Source organism: Methylobacterium sp. JK268, from assembly GCF_054052225.1.
This window is the reverse complement of record NZ_JBSVZN010000027.1, coordinates 79,640-97,913: the sequence shown is the minus strand read 5'-3', so window position 1 is coordinate 97,913 and position 18,274 is coordinate 79,640. Positions and strand designations below refer to the sequence as shown.

13 protein-coding genes are annotated in these 18,274 nt (G+C 73.4%); 3 read left to right on the top strand and 10 right to left on the bottom strand.

Annotated features, from left to right (window positions below; all coding sequences use genetic code 11):
• Window positions 1–2 precede the first annotated feature (2 nt).
• The 8 genes from ACW9J6_RS24760 to ACW9J6_RS24725 form a co-directional block, all read right to left on the bottom strand.
• The gene (locus ACW9J6_RS24760; RefSeq protein ID WP_457119104.1) at window positions 3–1,085 is read right to left on the bottom strand and encodes a glycosyltransferase family 2 protein; all 1,083 of its coding nucleotides are present in this window, start codon (window positions 1,083–1,085) and stop codon (window positions 3–5) included.
• A 24-nt stretch (window positions 1,086–1,109) separates the two neighbouring features.
• The gene (locus ACW9J6_RS24755; protein WP_457119103.1) at window positions 1,110–3,260 is read right to left on the bottom strand and encodes an FAD-dependent oxidoreductase; all 2,151 of its coding nucleotides are present in this window, start codon (window positions 3,258–3,260) and stop codon (window positions 1,110–1,112) included.
• A 33-nt stretch (window positions 3,261–3,293) separates the two neighbouring features.
• Window positions 3,294–4,814, bottom strand: coding sequence for a lipopolysaccharide biosynthesis protein (locus ACW9J6_RS24750; RefSeq protein ID WP_457119102.1), 1,521 nt, complete (start codon window positions 4,812–4,814; stop codon window positions 3,294–3,296).
• Window positions 4,811–5,833, bottom strand: a complete 1,023-nt coding sequence (locus ACW9J6_RS24745; RefSeq protein ID WP_457119101.1) for a glycoside hydrolase family 5 protein — start codon at window positions 5,831–5,833, stop codon at window positions 4,811–4,813. Before ACW9J6_RS24745 ends, ACW9J6_RS24750 begins: the two co-directional genes overlap by 4 nt.
• Window positions 5,823–6,536, bottom strand: coding sequence for a sugar transferase (locus tag ACW9J6_RS24740; RefSeq protein ID WP_457119100.1), 714 nt, complete (start codon window positions 6,534–6,536; stop codon window positions 5,823–5,825). Before ACW9J6_RS24740 ends, ACW9J6_RS24745 begins: the two co-directional genes overlap by 11 nt.
• A gap of 110 nt (window positions 6,537–6,646) precedes the next feature.
• Entirely contained in the window at window positions 6,647–8,350 is a 1,704-nt protein-coding gene (locus ACW9J6_RS24735; RefSeq protein ID WP_457119099.1) for a WecB/TagA/CpsF family glycosyltransferase, read from the bottom strand.
• Window positions 8,351–8,518: 168 nt separating this feature from the next.
• Complete coding sequence (locus ACW9J6_RS24730; RefSeq protein WP_457119098.1) at window positions 8,519–9,739, bottom strand: glycosyltransferase family 4 protein; 1,221 nt, start codon at window positions 9,737–9,739, stop codon at window positions 8,519–8,521.
• Window positions 9,736–11,889 carry a GumC family protein gene (locus ACW9J6_RS24725; RefSeq protein WP_457119148.1) on the bottom strand — a complete coding sequence of 718 codons (2,154 nt, stop codon included), beginning with the start codon at window positions 11,887–11,889 and terminating at the stop codon, window positions 9,736–9,738. Before ACW9J6_RS24725 ends, ACW9J6_RS24730 begins: the two co-directional genes overlap by 4 nt.
• 1,209 nt (window positions 11,890–13,098) lie before the next feature.
• Here ACW9J6_RS24725 and ACW9J6_RS24720 point away from each other — a divergent pair.
• The 3 genes from ACW9J6_RS24720 to ACW9J6_RS24710 are packed head-to-tail and all read left to right on the top strand — an operon-like array spanning window position 13,099 to window position 16,822.
• On the top strand, window positions 13,099–14,388 hold the full coding sequence (locus ACW9J6_RS24720) for a polysaccharide biosynthesis/export family protein (protein WP_457119097.1): 1,290 nt from the start codon (window positions 13,099–13,101) through the stop codon (window positions 14,386–14,388).
• Between the two features lie 35 nt (window positions 14,389–14,423).
• On the top strand, window positions 14,424–15,713 hold the full coding sequence (locus ACW9J6_RS24715; RefSeq protein WP_457119096.1) for a polysaccharide biosynthesis protein GumE: 1,290 nt from the start codon (window positions 14,424–14,426) through the stop codon (window positions 15,711–15,713).
• Window positions 15,710–16,822 (top strand): glycosyltransferase, encoded by a 1,113-nt coding sequence (locus ACW9J6_RS24710; RefSeq protein WP_457119095.1) that lies wholly within the window; start codon window positions 15,710–15,712, stop codon window positions 16,820–16,822. Before ACW9J6_RS24715 ends, ACW9J6_RS24710 begins: the two co-directional genes overlap by 4 nt.
• A 549-nt stretch (window positions 16,823–17,371) precedes the next feature.
• Here ACW9J6_RS24710 and ACW9J6_RS24705 read toward each other — a convergent pair.
• Together ACW9J6_RS24705 and ACW9J6_RS24700 are read right to left on the bottom strand one after the other, a co-directional pair.
• Window positions 17,372–17,692: a hypothetical protein gene (locus ACW9J6_RS24705; RefSeq protein ID WP_457119094.1), complete on the bottom strand. Its 321-nt coding sequence runs from the start codon at window positions 17,690–17,692 to the stop codon at window positions 17,372–17,374.
• Between the two features lie 104 nt (window positions 17,693–17,796).
• On the bottom strand, window positions 17,797–18,234 hold the full coding sequence (locus ACW9J6_RS24700; RefSeq protein WP_457119093.1) for a hypothetical protein: 438 nt from the start codon (window positions 18,232–18,234) through the stop codon (window positions 17,797–17,799).
• Window positions 18,235–18,274: the final 40 nt, after the last annotated feature.

Sequence of the window (18,274 nt, the reverse complement as noted above, 5' to 3'; positions counted from 1 at the left end):
CCTCAGTGCCGCCGGAGTGCGGTGCGTGCGAGCGCCGCCGGCATCAGGGCCGGCGGGGCGAGCCGCGCGGCCCGGGCGAGGGCGCCGGCCGCGATCAGCCGCGCCGCGACCACCGAGAGCGTGCGCCGGATCTCGGCCCGGTTCGGCGCGCAGAGCGAGGGCAGGGCGTCGAGGGACGCGCGGATGAAGGCGCAATCGCCGTCATCCGGCAATTGCCGCCGGTCCTCCAGCCAGGCCAGCATCTTGAAGGACGCGGCGCGGCGCAGCGCGCGCGCCTCCTGCGGGTCGAGGCCGGTGGCGGCGATGGCGCAGATTCCCGCGAGGCTCTCCGCCGCCCGGTAATCCGCCCGGCGCTCCCGCGTCAGCGCGATGTCGGGCCGCCCCGCCCGGCGGCGGCGGGCGGAGAGCGCGGCGAGCTGGGTCTCCACCGCCAGGATGCGCGTGTTGACGAGCGAGGACCCGGTGCTGCTGGCGTGGAAGCGGTAGGAGCCCACCACCGCGTCCAGGTTCTCGACCGCGCCGATCTCCAGGAGCCGCCAGGACAGGTCGACGTCCTCCCCGTACACGAAGGGCCGGTAGCCCCCCGCCGCCATCAGGGCGTCGCGGCGCCACAACGCGAAGGGGAGCTGCGCGGGCTCACGCGCCGGCAGCCAGTCGGGATCGGCGGCGCCCGGATCCCCGAGCCGGACCACGTGCCCGGTCGGGCGCCCGTCGCCGTCGATGTGGCGGGCGGCGCCGCAGACCGCGACGCAGTCGGGCCGCCGCTCCATCACGGCGAGGAGCCGGGGGAGGCGGTCGGGATCCGAGAGGTCGTCCGCGTCGAGCTGCGAGACGAAGGCGCTCGTGGTCTCCTCCAGGGCCCGCTGGCGCGCGCCCGCGATGCCCCGGTTCTCCTGGCGGACGTAGCGGATGCGGGAATCCTCCGCGGCGAGCGCCTGCACCAGCGCGCCGGTCCCGTCCGTCGAGCCGTCATCCACCACCACGATGGTCACGGCCTCGTGCTGGCCGCGGCGCACCGACTCGATCGCCGGCCCGATCGTCGCTTCCGCGTTGTAGGCGGGGATCATCACGTCGATCCGCGTCACGGGCGCCTCCCGTCCGCCGGCCGCTCACGCCGCCCGGTCGAGGCGGCGGCGCAGGGCCCGCTCGACCCGCGTGCGCAGCACCCGCGCGAGGCGCGGCCCGTAGACGCTCACCGGCACCTTGCGCAGGCGCTGGCGGAGCGCGCTGCGCCCGTCGAAGAGGTCCGGCACCTGCCAGATCCGCAGGGCGGAATCGACGAAGCGCGCGCGGTCGAGGACCGGGTGCACGAAGGTCTCCGCGGCGAGCGTCGGCAGGTCGTCTTCCAGCACCGGCGGCCACCAATCGTACTGGGCCGTCGAGCCGAGCTCGGAGAGTTCCATCTGGCGAAAGCCGCTCACCGCGAGTTCCGTCGGGATGAACCCCTCGCAGAAGGGCCAGCGCGCGATCTCGCCCCGCGCCCGCGCCTGCGACAGGGCGAGGCGCTTCTCGAACAGCCGCTCCACCGCCGCCCGGGAGAACATCGCGAAGCAGATCAGGCTCTTGCGCACCGCGTCCGGCGGATAGGACTCCTGGCAGCTCGCCGCGTGGGCCCATTCGGCGACGGGTTCGCCCTTGGTGAGGGAGACGAGGCCCGCCCCGGCCCGCGCCGCGCGGTCGACGAGGTCGTCGAGGTCCGCGTTCACGCAGACGTCGTACTCCGTCATCACGTAGTAATCGTAGCCGGGATGCTCGCGCAGGAAGGCGTAGAGCGGGTAGTCGCCGTTGTACCAGAGCAGGTTGCCCTCGCCCGCGGCGGCGAGGCCGAGATCGAGGATGCCCGCGTTGGTGTGCGAGACCACCGCCTCCTGGCCGGTGGCGACCGGGCCGCCGGTCTCGTCGAGGAGCACGAAGAGGTCGCCGCGCCCGACCCGCTCCTTCAGGCGGGCGAACTGGCGCTCCACGAAGGCGTCCCAGAGATGCGTGCGGAACAGCACGGCGTAGCGCGGCGCGGCGGGCGCCACGTTGGCCGGCGTTGCTTCGGCCGGCGTTGCTTCGGCCGGTATCGCGGCGGGCCGAGGCGCGCCCGCGGCCGGGACCGGGCGGCCCGGGGCCGGCTCGCTGCGGCGCTCCTCCAGCCACTTCCCGGCGACCGCGAGGGTCTGGTTCACGACCTGGTGCATGTCGAGATACTGGTAGGTGCCGCAGCGGCCGATGAAGTCGAGGCGGTCATCCGCATCCGCCAGGGCGCGGTAGTCGCGGTAGCGCGCGTCGAAGCGGCCATCCGCCGTCTTCACCGGGTAGTAGCGCTCGAACCCGTTGTCCCGGTAGTCGCAGGGCTCCTCGGTGGTGCGCGTCACCTCCGGTCCGCCCGCAGCGTCGTGCCCGGGCAGGAGGTGCCAGGTGGTGCTGCGCGTGAAGGGGGAGCGGTCGGTGTAGTTCACGGTCGCGCTCGGCGCGGCGGCCTCGGCGCGGGCGAGCCCCTCGTGGTGGAAGCGGATCGACCGGTAGGGCAGGGGGCCGAAGCGGAAGTCGTAGAACTCGTCGATCGGGCTGCACAGGAAGCTGAAGGCGTGCTGCTTCGTCATCTCGGGGGCGAACGCGCAGCCCGTCGTCACGGTGATGTGCGGGTGGTCGAGGATGGCGGCGACGAGGGCCGTGTAGCCGCCGGTCGGCAGGGCCTGGAAGGAATCGTCGGGGAAGTAGCGGTCCTCGTCGTCGAAGCGCAGCGGGATCCGCTTGACCACCGCGGCGTCCATGTCGGCGAGGGAGAGCCCCCACATCTTGGCCGTGTAGGGCGCGAAGAACAGGTCGGTGAGGTCGCGGCCGATCCGGCCGCGCAGGTATTCCTCGGCGTTGGCGGGGGCGCGGCCGAGATCCTCGGCCTTGGCGGCGAGGAGCGCCTGCGCCGCCTCGGGCCCGTCGAGCGGCTGGCCGAACACCGCCTCAAGGGTGCGCCGGTTGATCGGGAGCGGTGCGTGGACGCCCGAGGGCAGCAGGGCCGTGACCTTGTGGGCGTAGGGTGTCCAATCGGTGAAGCGCGACAGCCAGCCGACCACCCGCTCGTTGCTGGTGTGGAAGAGGTGCGGGCCATAGCGGTGGATCCGCACGCCCCGCGCGTCGATCTCGTCGAAGGCGTTGCCGGCGACGTGGTCGCGCCGGTCGATCACGGCGACATGGTGCCCGGCCTCGGCCAGGACCCGCGCCGCGACGGCCCCGGCGAAGCCGGCGCCGACGACCAGGATGGAGGAATCGCGCATCGGATGGGGCTCCGTTCAGGACGAGGGAAGGGCTCAGCCGTAGAAGCGGACGGCACCGCTCATGACCCGGGCCGCGGGGCGCGGCAGGGCGTCGGTGACGCTCTGCAGCAGGCGCCGCTCGGCCTCGCCGATGCAGCCGAACAGCTTGAGGCCGAGCGCGTAGGTGAGCATCCCGACCGGGATCGCGATCAGCACGGCGCCGGGCCCCGGGACCGCCCGCACGACCGCGTGGGCGGCCGCCGCGCAGAGGGCGGCGGCGGCGAGCAGGCGGGCGAGCGCGGCAAGCGGTGCGGGCGCCGCGAGCCGCCGTTCCACGTAGAGGAGGCAGGCCGCGGTGCTGCAGAGCTGGATCGCCGTCCGGGCCGCCGCCGCGGCGAGGAGGCCGTAGGCCGGGACGAGGGTGAGCCCGGACAGGATCACCCCGACCGCGCTCACGGCCCCCACCGCCACGTTGAAGCCGTTGCGCTCGCTCGCGTTCATGAAGGTCTGGGCCACCGAGGTCAGCGCGCTCAGGGCCGAGGCCCCGACCAGGATCGCGGTCGGCAGCACCGCGCCCGCGAAGCCGTCCCCGTACAGGAGGGGCACCAGGGCGGGCGCGATGGCGACCACGCCGAGGCAGGCCGGGAACACCATCATGGCGAGGACCCGCATGCTGGTGCGGTAGAGCGCGACCGCCCGCTCCTGGTCGCCCGCCGCGATGTGCTGGGCGAAGTGCGGCAGCAGCGAGCCGGTGAGGAGGAGCGGGAGCTGCACGGCGAGGTTGGCGAGCGTCACGCCGACCGAGAACAGCGCGACCGCCCCGCTCCCCCAGCTCCGCTCCAGGAAGAAGATCTCCGTGCGGGTCCAGACGATGGCGGCGAGCAGGTAGCTCGCCCAGGTCGCCTGGCAGTAGCGGCGCACCCGCTGGCGCAGCTCCGCCGGGACCGGCGCCCCGCCGCGGCGCAGCGCGAGGCAGAGGAACAGGGCCGGCGCGAGGCCCACCGCGATCCCGCCGAGCATCGCCCCGGTGACACCCAGGACGACGGCGCCGAGCGTCGAGACGGCGACCTGGATCAGGGCCGCGGCGAGCATCACCCGGGCCATCCGGCCGAATTCCTGGCGCCCGCGCAGCAGGCCGACCGTGAACCCCGAGGCGCTCTGCCCGAGGATCGCCCCGGCGACGAGGAGCCAGAAGATCGGGTTCGACAGGTAATGGTCCGGGGTGACCGGGCCGACGGCGCCGCCGCGTCCGAGCCAGAGCGCCGTCCCGGCGAGCGTCGCGGCCGTGAGGCAGGCCGAGAGGAGGAAGCGGCGAAAGAGCAGGCGCGTCAGGCCGTCGGCCGTGCCGTCCTCCCCGCGCTGGCGCAGGTCCGGCACGTAGCGCGCCAGCGCCCCCGGGATGCCGAGATCGGCCACCATCAGGGCGATGCTGACGAGCCACGCCCCGTAGGTGACGACGCCGAGCCGCTCGGGGCCGAGCAGCCGCGCGGCCGCGATCGTGCTCAGCGTGCCGCCGATCAGGATCGCGCCCGACGCGACGGCGTTCGCGACGGATTGCCGGGCGATGCTGCTCACAGGTCCCCCCGCATGGCGCGCTGCAGCAGAGCCATCTGCGGCTTGTCCCCCGCGGGCGACGGCTCGATGCTGAAGGCGTAGTCGCCCCACCAGGGCCCGCCGGCCCAGTAGGCGTAGGCCCGCCAGACATCCGCGTTGGCGCCGAGATAGGCCAGCAGCGCCCGCGCCTCTCCCTCACCCGCCGGCAGCGCGAAGCCGAACTCGCCCAGGAAGGCGCCGGCGCCGCGCCGGCGCGCCCAGTCCGTGAAGGCCGCGAGCCGCGTCGCGCCGGCCCCCGGGGCGTAATCCTGCGGATGCGTGCCGGAGGAATCCGGGTCGAGGTACTGGTGGACCTCGAACAGGAAGTTCGGGTCGCTGAAATCCTCGAAGGCGGCGGCGTTGCCGTCGCTCACCCAGGCATGGGCGCCCGTCCAGTTGCCGCCCGGGATCATCAGCCGCTGGCGCGAGCCGCCGTCGCGGATCGTCTTGACGACGCGGTCGACGATCGGCCGCCACGCGGCGGCCGGGTAGGCCACGGGCTCGTTCATCAGCCCGTAAGCGACGCCGGGCTCGTCGCGGAAGCGGGCGGCGAGCCGCGCCCAGAGGTCCGCGAGGTCCCGCGCCTCCATGGGCCGGCCGTCCCGCTTGCCGTAATTGTGCGCGTCGAGGACGAGGAGGAGTCCGGCGGATCGGGCCGCCCGGACGCAGCGGGCGAGCTCGTCCGCGTCCCGGGCCGCGAGCGGCCCGAGCGCCTGCGGCTGCACCCGCTCGACCCGGAAGGGCAGGCGCACGAGCCGCATGCCCCGCGCCGCGTAGTAGGCGAAGCTCTCGTCCGGCGGGTAGATGTAGCCCTGGCCGAGGGGCCGGCCGAGGTCGCCGAACTCTCCCCCCGACAGGTTCACGCCCGGATAGGCCGGCGCGCCGGCGCGCGCCGCGCGCGGCAGGGCGGCCGAGGCCGCCGTCCCGGCGAGCGCCGCCAGGAAGCCGCCACGGGTGAAGCCGCCGCGGGTGAGGCCGGGCGCGCGCCGCCTAGAGGGCATTCGGGTCCCTCACCAGCGCGATCGGGGTGCGCGCCATGATCGCGAGGTCGAGGAGCAGCGACCAGCGCCGGATATAGGCCCGGTCATGGGCGATGCGGCGGGCGATCTTGTCGTGGGTGTCGGTGGGTCCGCGGCAGCCGCTGATCTGGGCGAGCCCGGTCAGACCCGGGCGGACCAGGAAGCGGTCATCGTAGTGGGACACCGCCGCCGCGTAGGCGTCGTCCATGGCGATGGCGTGCGGGCGCGGCCCGACCAGAGACATGTCGCCGACGAGAACGTTGAGGAGCTGGGGCGCCTCGTCGAGGCTGGAGCGGCGCAGGAAGCGCCCGACCCGGGTGACCCGGGCATCGCCCGCGGCCGCCTGCCGGAAGGCGCCGCTCGATTCGAGCACCGTCATGGTGCGGAACTTGAAGATCAGGAAGGTCCTCCGGTGGGCGCCGTAGCGGCGCTGGCGGAAGAAGACCGGCCCGGGCGTCTCCGCCTTGATCAGGATCGCCACCAGGGCGAAGACCGGCAGCAGGACGAGGATCGCCAGGAGGGCGATGGCCACGTCCGTCGCGCGCTTGGCCCGCGCCACGGTGACCCGGTGCGCGCGCCGGCACAGGGGGCGGGCCGGGTCCAGGCTCATCGCCACGCGCGGCGCGGCGCCGTCGCGGCTCGGGAGGCCGCGGTCATCGAACTCGACGACGATACCCCTTTGCATGCTCCGTCTCTCCTCGTGGCGTGGTGAACGGCGCGGCGGGCTCGCGGCGGCCTCCGCGCGCGCGGAGGCCGGTCTGCGCGCGGGGGTGGCCCCGCCCATTCCGTCCGCTCTCATCGCCGGGATTCCGCCTCCAGGCGCGCCCTCGGCGTCGCGTCCGGGGCCGGGTGCGCCACGTCCGCGGCGACGAGCCAGAGGAAGCGCCAGGAGGCGACGAAGTAGCGGTGGAACAGGCGGCGCGGCTCCGAGGCGACGCGCCAGGCCCATTCCAGGCCGGCCCGCTGCAGCGCCACCGGGGCCCGCCTCTTGGTGCCGGAGAAGAAGTCGAGGGCGGCGCCGACGTTGAGCACGTAGCAATCGCCGATCATCCCGCGGTAGCGGTGGCTCCAGATCTCGGATTTCGGCGAGCCGACGCCGAGGAACAGGTGGGTCGGGCGATGCGCCCGGATCGCCTCGGCGAGCGCCCGCGAATAGGCCTCGTCCGCATCGAAGCCGAGGGGCGGCACCCGGAAGGCGAGCTGGTCGGGCGAGAAGCCGCGGGCGAGCAGCGCCGCCTCGATCCGGCGCGCGGTCTCCTCGGACGGGGCCATGAAGAAGCAGCGGTGCCGCTCGGGGGCGAGCATCGTCATCAGCCGGGCGAACAGGTCCGCGCCGGTGAGCCGGCCGGGCAGCTTCGCGCCGCGCAGGCGGGCGTAGAGGTAGACCGGCATCCCGTCGGCGGTGACCACCCAGGCCCGGCGATACGCGTCCCGGAAGGCGGCGTTCCGCGAGAGCTGCACGACGTGGTCGAGGTTAGCGGTGGCCACGACCCGCGGACCCGCCCCCGCCGGAACCAGCGGGCCGGCGAGACGCCGGGCGAGCTGCCCCTCGTCGAGGGCCGCGAAGGACAGGCCGAAGGGCGCCGGGTCCGGGCGGGACGGCGCGGCCCCGGCCGCCGGGGCCGCGAAGTAGCCGCGCAGGGTGCCGCGTGCCCAGGCGAAGCGCTGGCGGGCCTCGTCCCGCCGGCCGCCGAGCAGGCAGAGCGCGCCGCGCGCGCCGGCCCGCAGGACGCGCTCGCCGAGGTAGCCGGTGCCGAACCCGTGCAGGCGCAGCACGCGGCCGAAGCCCGGCGCGTAGCGCGCGGCGCGGTCGGCCGCCGCCCGCGCATCCTCCGCGATGCGGTCGTGGCGCACGACCAGCGAGGGGTCGAACCGGCCCGTGCCCCCGCGGGCGAGGCAGCGCAGGATGAAATCCGTCTCCTCCCCGGACTGGAAGGGCGTGGCGGCGCCGACGCCGAGCGAATCGTCGAAGCCGCCGGCCCGCTCCGCGAGGCGGCGGCGGACGAACAGGCCGTTCGAATTGCCCGCCAGGAAGACGTTGTGACGCTCGATCGACGCGGCGGCGGGCAGGTGCGCGCTCACCGACTCGACCCCCACTCCGTCGAGGGTGCGGCCGCAGATCAGGTCCGGGGCGCCGGGCGCCGCGAACAGGGCCGCGACCCGCTCGACCACCTCCGGGTCGTACCAGCAATCGTCGTCGGGAAAGCCCAGCACGGTGCCCCGGGCGCAGGTGAGGCCGAGGTTGCGCGCCCGCGACAGGCCGCGCGCATTGGCGAGGTCGACGAGATGCACGATCGGCAGGTCGTGGAAGCGCTCGAGCAGGGGGCTCAGCGTACCGGCCGGGTTCTGGTCGACGATCAGGATCTCGAGCGGCCGGCAGGTCTGCCGCCGCAGAGAGGCGAGGAGCCGCTCCAGGGGCGCCAGGCGGCCCACCGTGCAGACGATCAGCGACACGGACACGCTGGTCTCTCCGTCGGTCGGGAAGCTGGGTTCGGTCAAGGCTCGATTCCTCCGTGCGGGGTCGCGGGGGGCGGGGGCAGGAGTTCCAGGTCGAGGAGTTCCGGGTCGAGGAGTTCCGGGTCGAGAAGTTCCGGGTCGAGAAGTTCCGGGTCGTGGCGTTGCGGGTCGTGGAAGGTCCGGGTCGTCGGGCGCGCCGCTCGGCCTGGCTCAGGCGGCGGCGGCGGGCCGGGCCAGGGAGGCGAGGGCCTGCGCGTAGTCGTGGCGGCGCAGGTGGCCGAGGAGGGCGGCCCGCAGCGCCCGGGTGCGGGCCCGGGCCTCCTCGGGCGCCGCCCGGATGCGGGCGAGGTGATGGGCCGCGTGGGCCGTGTCGGGCTCGGCCCAGCGCGCCTCGCCGATTCCCGCATAGGCGGAGTGCGAGTCGCGGAACGGCACCAGCGCGGCGTCGACCGCGTAGGCGAGGGCCGGATCGCAGAAATCCGTGTTGCCCGACCAGTTGGTCGCGACCACGGGCACCCCGCAGAGGATCGCCTCCGCGAGCGTCAGCCCGAATCCCTCCGAGCGGTGCAGCGACAGGTAGGCGTCCGCCGAGGCGAGGAAGCCCTGCAGCGTCGGCCGGTCCCAGACCGCATCGAGGAGGCGGATATTGGCTGCCCCGCCGATCGCCGCGAGCACCTGGGCGCGGTCCTCCGGGTAGCGGGCGCCGTCGCTGACCTTCAGCACCAGCTCGGCCGCCGGATCGTCGCCGAAGGCGGTCCGGAAGGCGCGCACCAGGGCGGTCGGGTTCTTGCGGGCATAGGACGAGCCGAAGTTGAAGATGCTCACCACCCGGAACACGTCCCCCCGCTCCTTCGGCGCGGGGGCCGGTGGCTCGCCGGGCCCGACCAGGGCGTCGACCGGGTGGGGCACGACGATGACGGGTTTGCGCGTATGGGCGCTCACGGCCGCCTGGCAGAAGCGGCTCGGCACCATCACGGCGTCGACGAAGCGCAGCGCCGCGATCCACTCGGGCGGCAGGCTCTCCAGTTCCCAGGCCCAGTAGCCGATGCTGTAGGTGCCGGCGTGCCGGCGTAGGCCCGCCCGCACCACGCTCGGCAGCAGCATCGGGGGGTTGAGGTGGTAGATCGCGAGATCCGCCTCGGTGTCGGAGCCGGCCGGGTAGGCGAGGCCATCGTCGCTGTCGAAGAGCGCGGCGACATTGGTCGTGGAGAGGCCGTAGCCCGCCTCCCCCAGGGCGCCGAGGCACAGGCGCGCCGATTCTCCCAGGCCCGACGAGGAGGAGAGCAGGCCGATCACTCGCACCCGCGCGGCTCCGTCCGGGAAGCTGTGGTCGGCCGGGGGCAGGATCCGCGGCAGCACGTGGCGGCGGACCGCCCGCGCGACGGGCCGGATCGCGCGGCGCGCCCCGCGCAGGACCGTGGCGGCGCTCATCGCGCCACCTCGATCAGGGCCCGCCGGGAGCCGCGGGGCGCCGCCCGGCGCAAGGGGGCGACCACCACCCTGGATCGATTGAGGACCACTCCCACGCAGCGGTCGGCGATGCCGGGGCAGACCGCGAAGACCCGCTCGACCGCGTCGAGGGAGGTGGTGCCCGCGGCGAGCGTCAGGATGAAACCGTCGATCGCGTCGGCCACGGCGCGGGCGTCGGCCGCGCAGAGGACCGCCGGAACGTCGACCAGGACGTAGTCGTAGGTGTCGCGGGCCTCGGCCAGCAGACGGCGGAACCCCGGCGAGCCCAGCACCTCCACCGGGTGGGCCGGCGGCTCGCCGGGCGCGCCCGGCAGCAGGTCGAAGCCGAGGCCGGTGCGCACCACGCTCCGCGAGAGGGGCCGCAGCTCCGTGATCGCCCGCTCCAGCCCGACCGCCTCCGGGCCCGCCAGTCGCGCCGAGAGGCCGCCGCCATGCAGGTCCGCGTCGATGAGGAGGACTCGGTTGCGCATCTCGACGGCGAGCGCCGCGAGGTTCGCCGCGAGCGTCGACTTGCCCTCGCGCTCGCCGGGGGACACGATTCCGACCACGCGCGTCTGCTCGCGGCCGAGGGCCTGGTCCAGCGCGACCTTGGCCGAGCGCAGGGTCTCGAGGGCCACCGGCGAGGCGTTGGGTCCGGTGATGAGCAGGGGCAGCGTGCCGGCCCGGCGGCGGCGCACGGGCGGCAGCGGGCCGAGGAAGGGCTGGCCGAGCGTGGCGATCTGGGCCGGCCAGCGCACCCGCCGGTCGAACATCTCGCGCAGGAACGCCGCCGCGATCCCGGCCGCCAGCCCGCCGGCCACGGCGAGCAGCAGCACCAGGGTCGTCTTGGGCGAGGACTTGGCCATGGGCGGCATGGCCGGGCTCACGAGGCGGGCCTCGGTGACGGGCAGCGCCTGCTGCTGGAGGAAGGAGCTCACCCGCGAGACGCGGTTCTGCAGCGACTCGTAGGTGGAGCGGGCGAGCTCGGCCGCCCGGGAGAGCTGCTGCTCGCGGTCGCTCGGACCCGGTCCGTCCCGGCGCGCGAGGTCGCCGAGCCGGCGGGCCAGCAGGGCGTCGCGGCGCTGCGCGAGCTCGGCCGCCGCGCGGCGCTCCTCGACGAGCTTGGCGAGCCGCCCGCGGAGGGCGTCGGTGGTCGCCGCATCGGGCGCCGACCCGGCGATGCCGGCGGCGAGCCGGGCGGTCTCGGGGTCGTCCAGATCCTTGAGGCGCCGGGCGAGCGCGGCGGGCGCCTCGCCCTGGTCGAGCGCCGCGAGGGCGGCCTGCGCGGCGGCGATTCCGGCGCGCCCGCGCGCCAGGCTCTCCTCCGCGGAGCGGCGCATCGCCTCCAGGGAGGCGCGCTCCCAGGCGAGGTCCTCGGCGCCCACGGGCGCCGCGCCGGCGGCGGCGTGCGCGCGGTAATCCGTCAGAGCCTGCTCGGCGGTCTCCGCGTCCTGGCGGACCTCGCGCAGGCGGCGCTGCATCCAGTCGGTGGTCCGCTGGCTCGATTCCATCCGGCTGTTGAGCTGGTCCTGGATGTAGGCCTCGGCCACCGCGTTGGCGATCGCGGCCGCTTTCGCCGGCTCCTTCGTGACCGCGTTGATCTCCGCCAGGAAGCTGCGGCCCGTGCGCATGATCTTGAGCTTGCGCTCGAGGGTCCCGGCCGCGACCTGGCGCAGGTCCGGGGCGGTCGCGGGGCCCTTGTGGAACTCCGCCAGGGCGAGGATCCGCTCCGTCAATCCGCCGAGGAGGGAGGGCCCCTCGCCGATGAATTCCGGATCGCGCTGGAGGCCGAGCCGGTCGACCACGTCGGCGGCGATCTTGGGCGACTTGAGGATCTCGATCTGGCTCTCCACGACCGCCGGATCGATGGTCGGCTCCGCGCTGACCTGCGCCGGCGAGGGCGGCGTCAGCTTGGTGTCGAGCACGAGGATGCTCGTCGCCATGAATTGGGGCGTGGCAGTCGCCAGGTAGAGGATCGCCGCGGCGAGGCAGGCCGTCAGCACGCCGGCCGCGATCAGGCGGCGGCGGCGCAGAACGTCCAGGATCGCCGCCACGCCCCAGCGCCCGTCCTGCTCCACCGCGGACGGCACGGTATTCAGGTGCAGGCGCAGCTGGTTCGGCTTGACGTTCATGGCCACCCTTGCGCGATCGGTGCGACAGGATGTGCAAATCATCCCGCCAGACGATAGGATCTCGGCTGCCCGATCCCTCGGACCGGCGTGCAACCATGCGAGGCACAAACCGGCATTACGCGCCGCTGTGCTGATCGAGATGTCGTTGGCTAACAGCAAAACTTGTGTTGTCGGGCGGGAGGCCCGCCGCCTGCTGCTACAACACGGTTAACATCGGTCGGACGGCTTTCACAACCCGCCGGCCGACCGCGCCGGTCGCCTCCGCGGCCGCCGCGCGCCGCGGCCCGGCAAGGTCCGGGAACCAACCCGGGGTCTCGCGCATTGCGCCGCCCCTCAATCAGACCGGGCATCCGATTTTTGTTGCAACGCGAGAGGGTTCCTGGCGCGAGGCGGATTTCGGATCTCGCGCATTAGTCCGTCTGGATAGTAGATCCTCCCCCATCCGGCTGAGACTGTCGGCCGCGTCAGGCATGCGCGGTAAGCGATACAGAGATGCACAATGAGCATGACTAGATTGCGCCGGGAGGGTCTGTTTGATTGTCCGTCAGCCGTGCCGAACGCAGTTTTGGCAGCGATCGTGCAGGGTATGACCGATGATAAGGAAAAAAGTCCTATTCCCGATCTGCACTTGGACACTTCTCCATGACACTCGCGCATGCCTGCCATGCACTCGTGCGGGTAAGATTGTCATGAAACTGTCGATCCGAACCGGATCTCGCCGAACCGGCATAAATATTGCTGTGTAAGATACAGAAACCGTCCTGCTCGTTGAGGCGACCGCATCAGACCCGCCGAGATTGTCCGCTTGATTGGTGAGCAGGGTGATCGCAGCGGCAGCGACGTGAACGCACCTTGTGCAACGCGAAAAATATTGGAACGAATCCCCAGCGAGGTGTCTTTCCAGCCGGGTCTCGGGCGCCGCCCGCGTGGGCTCTTTCGTGCGACGACCTTGTGCGTCGCACAAGGGCGGGGTGCTCTCCGGATGGGGAGGGTCCCGTTGACCGGGCCGGACCGACGGCGGCGTCGAGGGTCGAGGATCCTCGGGGCGCAAACCGCGTGGCGTCGTCGACCGCGGGTGTCGCGGACCCCGCCCCCGGTCGGGGCCGCGGAGCCCGATCGTCCGCCACGAAAGTCCCGGGCTCGCCGCCGAGCCCGCCGGACGCCCCTCGGGCCTCGCCGCGAGGCCCGCCGACAGAAGGAGAACCGTGCATGTCGCATGAGGCCCCGCGCCCTCGGTCGATCCGCCGAGTCGCAGGACGTGCCCTCGGCGGGCTGCTCCTCGGAGCAGCCGTAGCAGGACTGCCCGGCCGCGCCGCCGCGGATTACCTGATCGCGCCGGGCGACGTGCTCTCCGTCGAGGCCGTCGCGGTTCCCGAACTCAAGGCGAAGAGCGTGGTCAACGGCGACGGCGAGGTCACGGTCCCGCTCGTCGGCCAGGTCCGCGTGGGCGGCCTCACGCTCGCCGACGCGCGCGCGCGAATCCAGTCGCTCCTGCCCTCGAAGGAAATCCGCCGCCGCACCGACGACGGCCGGGAATTTCCGCTGATCCTGTCGGCCTCGGAGATCAACGTCTCGATCCTCGAATTCCGGCCCGTCTACCTGAACGGCGACATCGCCAAGCCGGGCGAACAACCCTTCCGGCCCGGGATGACGGTGCGCCAGACGATCGCGCTGGCGGGCGGGTTCGACATCCTGCGCTTCAAGATGGAGAACCCGTTCCTGCAGCTCGCGAGCCTGCGCGACGAGTACAACACGGCCTGGATCGACTACGCCAAGGAGCAGCAGCGGCTGGCGCGGCTGAAGGCCGAGCTCGACGGCAAGCCGGACCCGGACCGCAAGGCGGTGATCGACACGCCGGTGGCGCCCTCCCTCACCAAGGAGCTGTCGGAGGGCGAGCGGGCGATCCTGGCGACCCGCAGCGACGACATCGCCAAGGAGAAGCGCTACCTGACCGACGCCGCCGCCAAGGAGAGCGAGCGCGCCAGCGTCCTCACCGAGCAGGAGCGGCGCGAGAAGGCCGGCGTCCAGTCGGACACCGAGGATCTTCAGCGCTACCAGCAGCTCTTCGACCGCGGGAACGTGCCGATGCCGCGCCTCGTCGAGGCCCGCCGGACGGTGCTGCTCTCCGCGACCCGCGCCCTTCAGACCACGGCGCTCCTGGCCTCGGTCGAGCGCGAGAAGGGCGATCTCGGCCGCAAGCTCCAGCGGGTGGACGACAACCGGCGCCTGGAGGTGCTGCGCGAGATCCAGGACAGCACCGCCAAGCTCGCGACGATCCGCAGCCGCCTCCAGGCCGCCAGCGAGAAGCTGCGCTACACCGGGATGGTGAAGTCGCAGCTCGTGCGCGGCTTCGACAGCCAGCCGCAGATCACGATCTTCCGCAAGTCCGGCGGCACGAGGACCCGCCTGCCGGCCGATTTCGACACCGAACTCCAGCCGGGCGACGTGGTCGAGATCGCGCTGCAGGCGGAGGAGGCGCCCGAGGTGCCCACCCGCTGACCGCGCCCGTCCCCGCCCTCGCTTCGGAAGGCCCCATGTCCGCGACCTCCGCGTCCCTCCTGCGGGCGCCCCGTGGCGCCGCGGCGGCGCTCGCCGGGTCCCGCCCGGCGACGGTGCTGCTGGCGCACGTGCCGTTCTGGATCCTCGGCGCGGCGATGCTGTTCAACGCCGCCCTCGCCGTCGTCAACGGCTCGGTCACGGGGCTCTCCCCGGGCATCGTGATCGGGTGCGAGATCCTGGTGATGGGCGCCGCCCTGCTCGTCGCCGCCGCGCATTACCGGCCCAGCATGGCGCTCTCGGTGGCGCTGATCGCGTGGCTCTTCCTGTTCATGGCCGTGCGCGCCATCGCGGTCGACCCGGCCACGAGCGTGAAGTACTTCCGCGACATCCTCATCGCGCCGGTCTTCATGATGCTCGGCCTGTGCGCGAGCACGCGGCTCTTCGACCGCTACCTCGCGGGGATCCACGCGGTCGTCGTCGTGGTCGGCATGCTCGAAGCCTTCAACGTCGAGGCCTATTCGGCGCTGTTTCGGGTCAAGGACTACTTCATCGCCACCCGCGGGCTCACCGAGGCCGATTTCTGGAACACCGAGTCCGACCTGTTCGTGAGCGCGACGCGCCCGGATGCCCGCTTCCTGAGCATCGCCGACCAGTTCATGGACGCCCACCGCGTCTCCTCGGTCTTCCTCGAACCGGTCTCGCTCGGTGGCTACTGCGTGATCATCGCGGCCTACGTCTTCTCCCGCTGGGAGAAGCTCTCGGTGGCCGCGCGGGTCTTGCTGCTGTCCAGCAACTTCTTCCTGATGGTGGCCTGCGACGGGCGGCTCGCCCTGGTGGCCTTCGTGATGATCCTGATCGCCACCCGCCTGTGGCACCTGCTGCCGCGGGCGACGCCGGTGCTGTACCTGCCGGGGGCGCTGCTCTGCGCCTTCCTGTTCGTCGGCCTCACCGGGCAGGCGGGCGGCAGCGACGACTTCTCGGGCCGGATCGCCTGGACGGTCGATCTCCTGCGCGCCTACGACGTGCCCGAATTCCTCGGCCTGTCGGAGAAGCTGATCTCCAAGGCCGTGGACAGCGGCGTCGGCTACGTCATCACCACGCAGTCGCTCGCGGGGCTCGCCGCCTTCTGGCTCTACTGCGCCTTCTCGACCCGCTACCGCACGCGCGAGCAGATCCGCTACGCGCACGCGCTCTGCCTCTACGTGACCTTCAACGCCCTGGTGAGCTACGGATTCCTGAGCATCAAGACCGCCTCCCTGCTGTGGCTGATCAAGGGCATGCTGGAGAGCGAGGGCGACGCGGCCCTGCGCGCGGACGGCGCATGAGCGGGACCCGCGCCGCGGGGCTGGGCGGGCGCCCCACCCTCGTCGTCGACCGCACGCACCTGTCCCGGCGCGCCTCGGGCATCGAGCGGATCACCCGGGAACTGTTCTGCGAGGAAGCGCTGGCGCCGCTGCCCGTCGCCGGCTGGGAGGCGGGCGCCTCCCGCCCCGCCATGATGCTGGAGCAGATGCTCCGCATGCCGGCCGCGGCCCTGCGCCACGGGCGGACGCTGTGGGTGTTCTCCGGCTATCCGCCGTCGCCGCTCTTCGCGGCCCTGCCGGCGCGCAGCGTCCTCTACGTCCACGACCTGTTCCTGCTCACCCGGCGGCACGAACTCAACCGGGCGGCCAAGCTCTACATGGCGGAGCCGTTCCGCCTGGCGCTGCGCCGGCTGACGGCCTTCCTGGTCAATTCCGAGACGACCGGCGCGGCCCTGCGGCCCTGGCTGCGCCCCGATGCCACCGTGCTGCCCTACCGGCCGCCGATCCGGGACGTGTTCGGCCTCGGCGGGGTGGCCCCGCGGGAGGACGTGCGCGATCCGGCGCGGCCGCTGGTGGTGGGGGCGCTCGGCACGATCGAGCCGCGCAAGAACTACCGGGGCGCGGCCGCCCTCTGCGCGGCCCTGGCGCGACGGCTCGGCCGGCCGGTGGAGCTGCGGATCATCGGCCGTCCGGGCTGGGGCGGCGACGCGGAGGCCCTGGCGGCGCTGCCGCACGTGGTCCAGCTCGGCTTCCTCGACGACGCGGCGGCCCGGGCGGCGATCGGGGAGTTCGACCTGTTCCTCACGGCCGCGCACGACGAGGGGCTGGGGCTCCCGCTCCTGGAGGTGCAGTTCGGCGGCCTGATGGTGGCGGCGCCGGACAAGCCCGTCTTCCGGGAGGTGCTCGGCGAGTCCGGGCACGTCTTCGCGCCCGACGACCCGGAGGCGGCGGCGGCCTCGCTCGCCGCCCGGCTCGCCCGGCCGGACTGGCGGGCGGAGGCGCGCGCGGCCGCGCATCGCAACCTCGCCCGCTGGAACGCCCAGGCCGAGCGGGATCGCGACGCGGTGCGGGGCTTCCTCGGGCGGCGCCTCGCGGCACTCGGGCCGACGAACGGAGGGAGCCCGCCCTGAATCGCGAGGGTCGGCATCCTCGGCCGGGTACGAGTTTCCACCCGCGCGGCGGATCCGGGCGGATCAAACCAGGAGACACACGCCCCGCTACGGGTTCTCCCTTTTCCGGGCGCATGCAGCGACAGCGGAATGCGACCCGGAAACCAGCGCAAGACTTCGCGAAGCGACCGCCTTTTCGACGACGGTCCTGGAAGTCGGAGCCGCTTCGCGGCAGAGTCTCGGGCTGGTTTCCGGATCTCCTTCCGCTGACGCTGCCCTCGTCCGGAAAAGGGCGCGTTTTACCTGAAAATCAGGCCGTCTCACCGCATCGCGACCCGGTTTCCATCGAGCCGGACCGTCGTACCCCGGAGCCGGCTCCGCCCAGCTCGGCCCGCGACGCCTGCGGACGGCGTTCGACCAAGCCGTGCGTCCAATCCCGGATCGGTCCGCGGCGCGGCGGGACAGTCCCTAGAGCAGTATCCGATCACGTTGCAATCGGACACTGCTCTAGGTCTATGATTTTTGCGCATTTTCTGCGACGAACCGGTATCCACTTCGTCGGAAAATGCTCTAGCGCAGCCCCGGGGGCGGCTCCCCGGAGCCGCGCCGCCCGGTCGGGAGCGTCCCGGTCCGGCCGCGATCGGCGCGCGTGACTCGGCCGGTCAGCGCCTCCCGCGCGACGCCCGCGACCACGTAGCCGACCTGCAGGGCGACGAGCGCCAGGACGGCGAGCCCGAGCGCCCGCAGCAGGGATTCGCCCCACAGCACGAGGCCGATCGCCGATCCGAGATAGACCAGCACGCTGGCGAGCAGCATCGGCAGGAACGGGCAGACCCGCGCCATGCCGGCGCCGAGCGCCACGAGGACCACGAGGGATGCGAGCAGGACCATGACGGGACCGCGGAGCGACGGCAGCCCGCGTCTCGCCATTCAGCATTGTGCGGGGGAGGCTCCGCTCTATCACGCGCCTCGCGGGAGCGGCAACCGCGGCCGCGTCAGCGCCCGTCGATCTCCCGGGACAGGGCGGAGATCCGGTCGCAGGCCGCCTGCCCGAGGCGTCGGGCCGCCGCCGCGGCGCGGGCGTCGCCGGCTTCGTGCGCGCGCTGCTCGCGCGCCTCGGCCCAGGCGAGGCGGCGGATCTCGCGGTCGAGGCGCGGCCGGTCCCGCCGCAGCCAGACGTCGAGCGCGGCCCGGGCGGCCGGCACCTCCGGCGGCACCGGGATGCCGAACCGGCGCGCCGCCTCCTCGTGCGCCGCTACCCAGCTTTCGGCGAGGTCCGTCAGCCGCCCGGCCTCGCCCGCCGCCTGCGCCCGCGCCATCGCCGCCTCGAGCCGGCGCAGACGCCAGGCACAGGCCAGGAGGCGCAGCAACCCGAGCGGCGACAGGCCCGGCCGGACGGCCTGCCGGAAGTGCTGGGGAAGGGAGACGGGCATCGCGACTCGGGTCCGGCCGGCGGAAGGGCGGCCGGGGGCG

Coding starts and splice junctions, on each gene's coding strand:
- ACW9J6_RS24755 (WP_457119103.1), bottom strand. CDS start 3,260: ATGCGCGATTCCTCCATCCTGGTCGTCGGCGCCGGCTTCGCCGGGGCC.
- ACW9J6_RS24745 (WP_457119101.1), bottom strand. CDS start 5,833: ATGCCCTCTAGGCGGCGCGCGCCCGGCCTCACCCGCGGCGGCTTCACC.
- ACW9J6_RS24740 (WP_457119100.1), bottom strand. CDS start 6,536: ATGCAAAGGGGTATCGTCGTCGAGTTCGATGACCGCGGCCTCCCGAGC.
- ACW9J6_RS24730 (WP_457119098.1), bottom strand. CDS start 9,739: ATGAGCGCCGCCACGGTCCTGCGCGGGGCGCGCCGCGCGATCCGGCCC.
- ACW9J6_RS24725 (WP_457119148.1), bottom strand. CDS start 11,889: ATGAACGTCAAGCCGAACCAGCTGCGCCTGCACCTGAATACCGTGCCG.
- ACW9J6_RS24720 (WP_457119097.1), top strand. CDS start 13,099: ATGTCGCATGAGGCCCCGCGCCCTCGGTCGATCCGCCGAGTCGCAGGA.
- ACW9J6_RS24715 (WP_457119096.1), top strand. CDS start 14,424: ATGTCCGCGACCTCCGCGTCCCTCCTGCGGGCGCCCCGTGGCGCCGCG.
- ACW9J6_RS24710 (WP_457119095.1), top strand. CDS start 15,710: ATGAGCGGGACCCGCGCCGCGGGGCTGGGCGGGCGCCCCACCCTCGTC.
- ACW9J6_RS24705 (WP_457119094.1), bottom strand. CDS start 17,692: ATGGTCCTGCTCGCATCCCTCGTGGTCCTCGTGGCGCTCGGCGCCGGC.
- ACW9J6_RS24700 (WP_457119093.1), bottom strand. CDS start 18,234: ATGCCCGTCTCCCTTCCCCAGCACTTCCGGCAGGCCGTCCGGCCGGGC.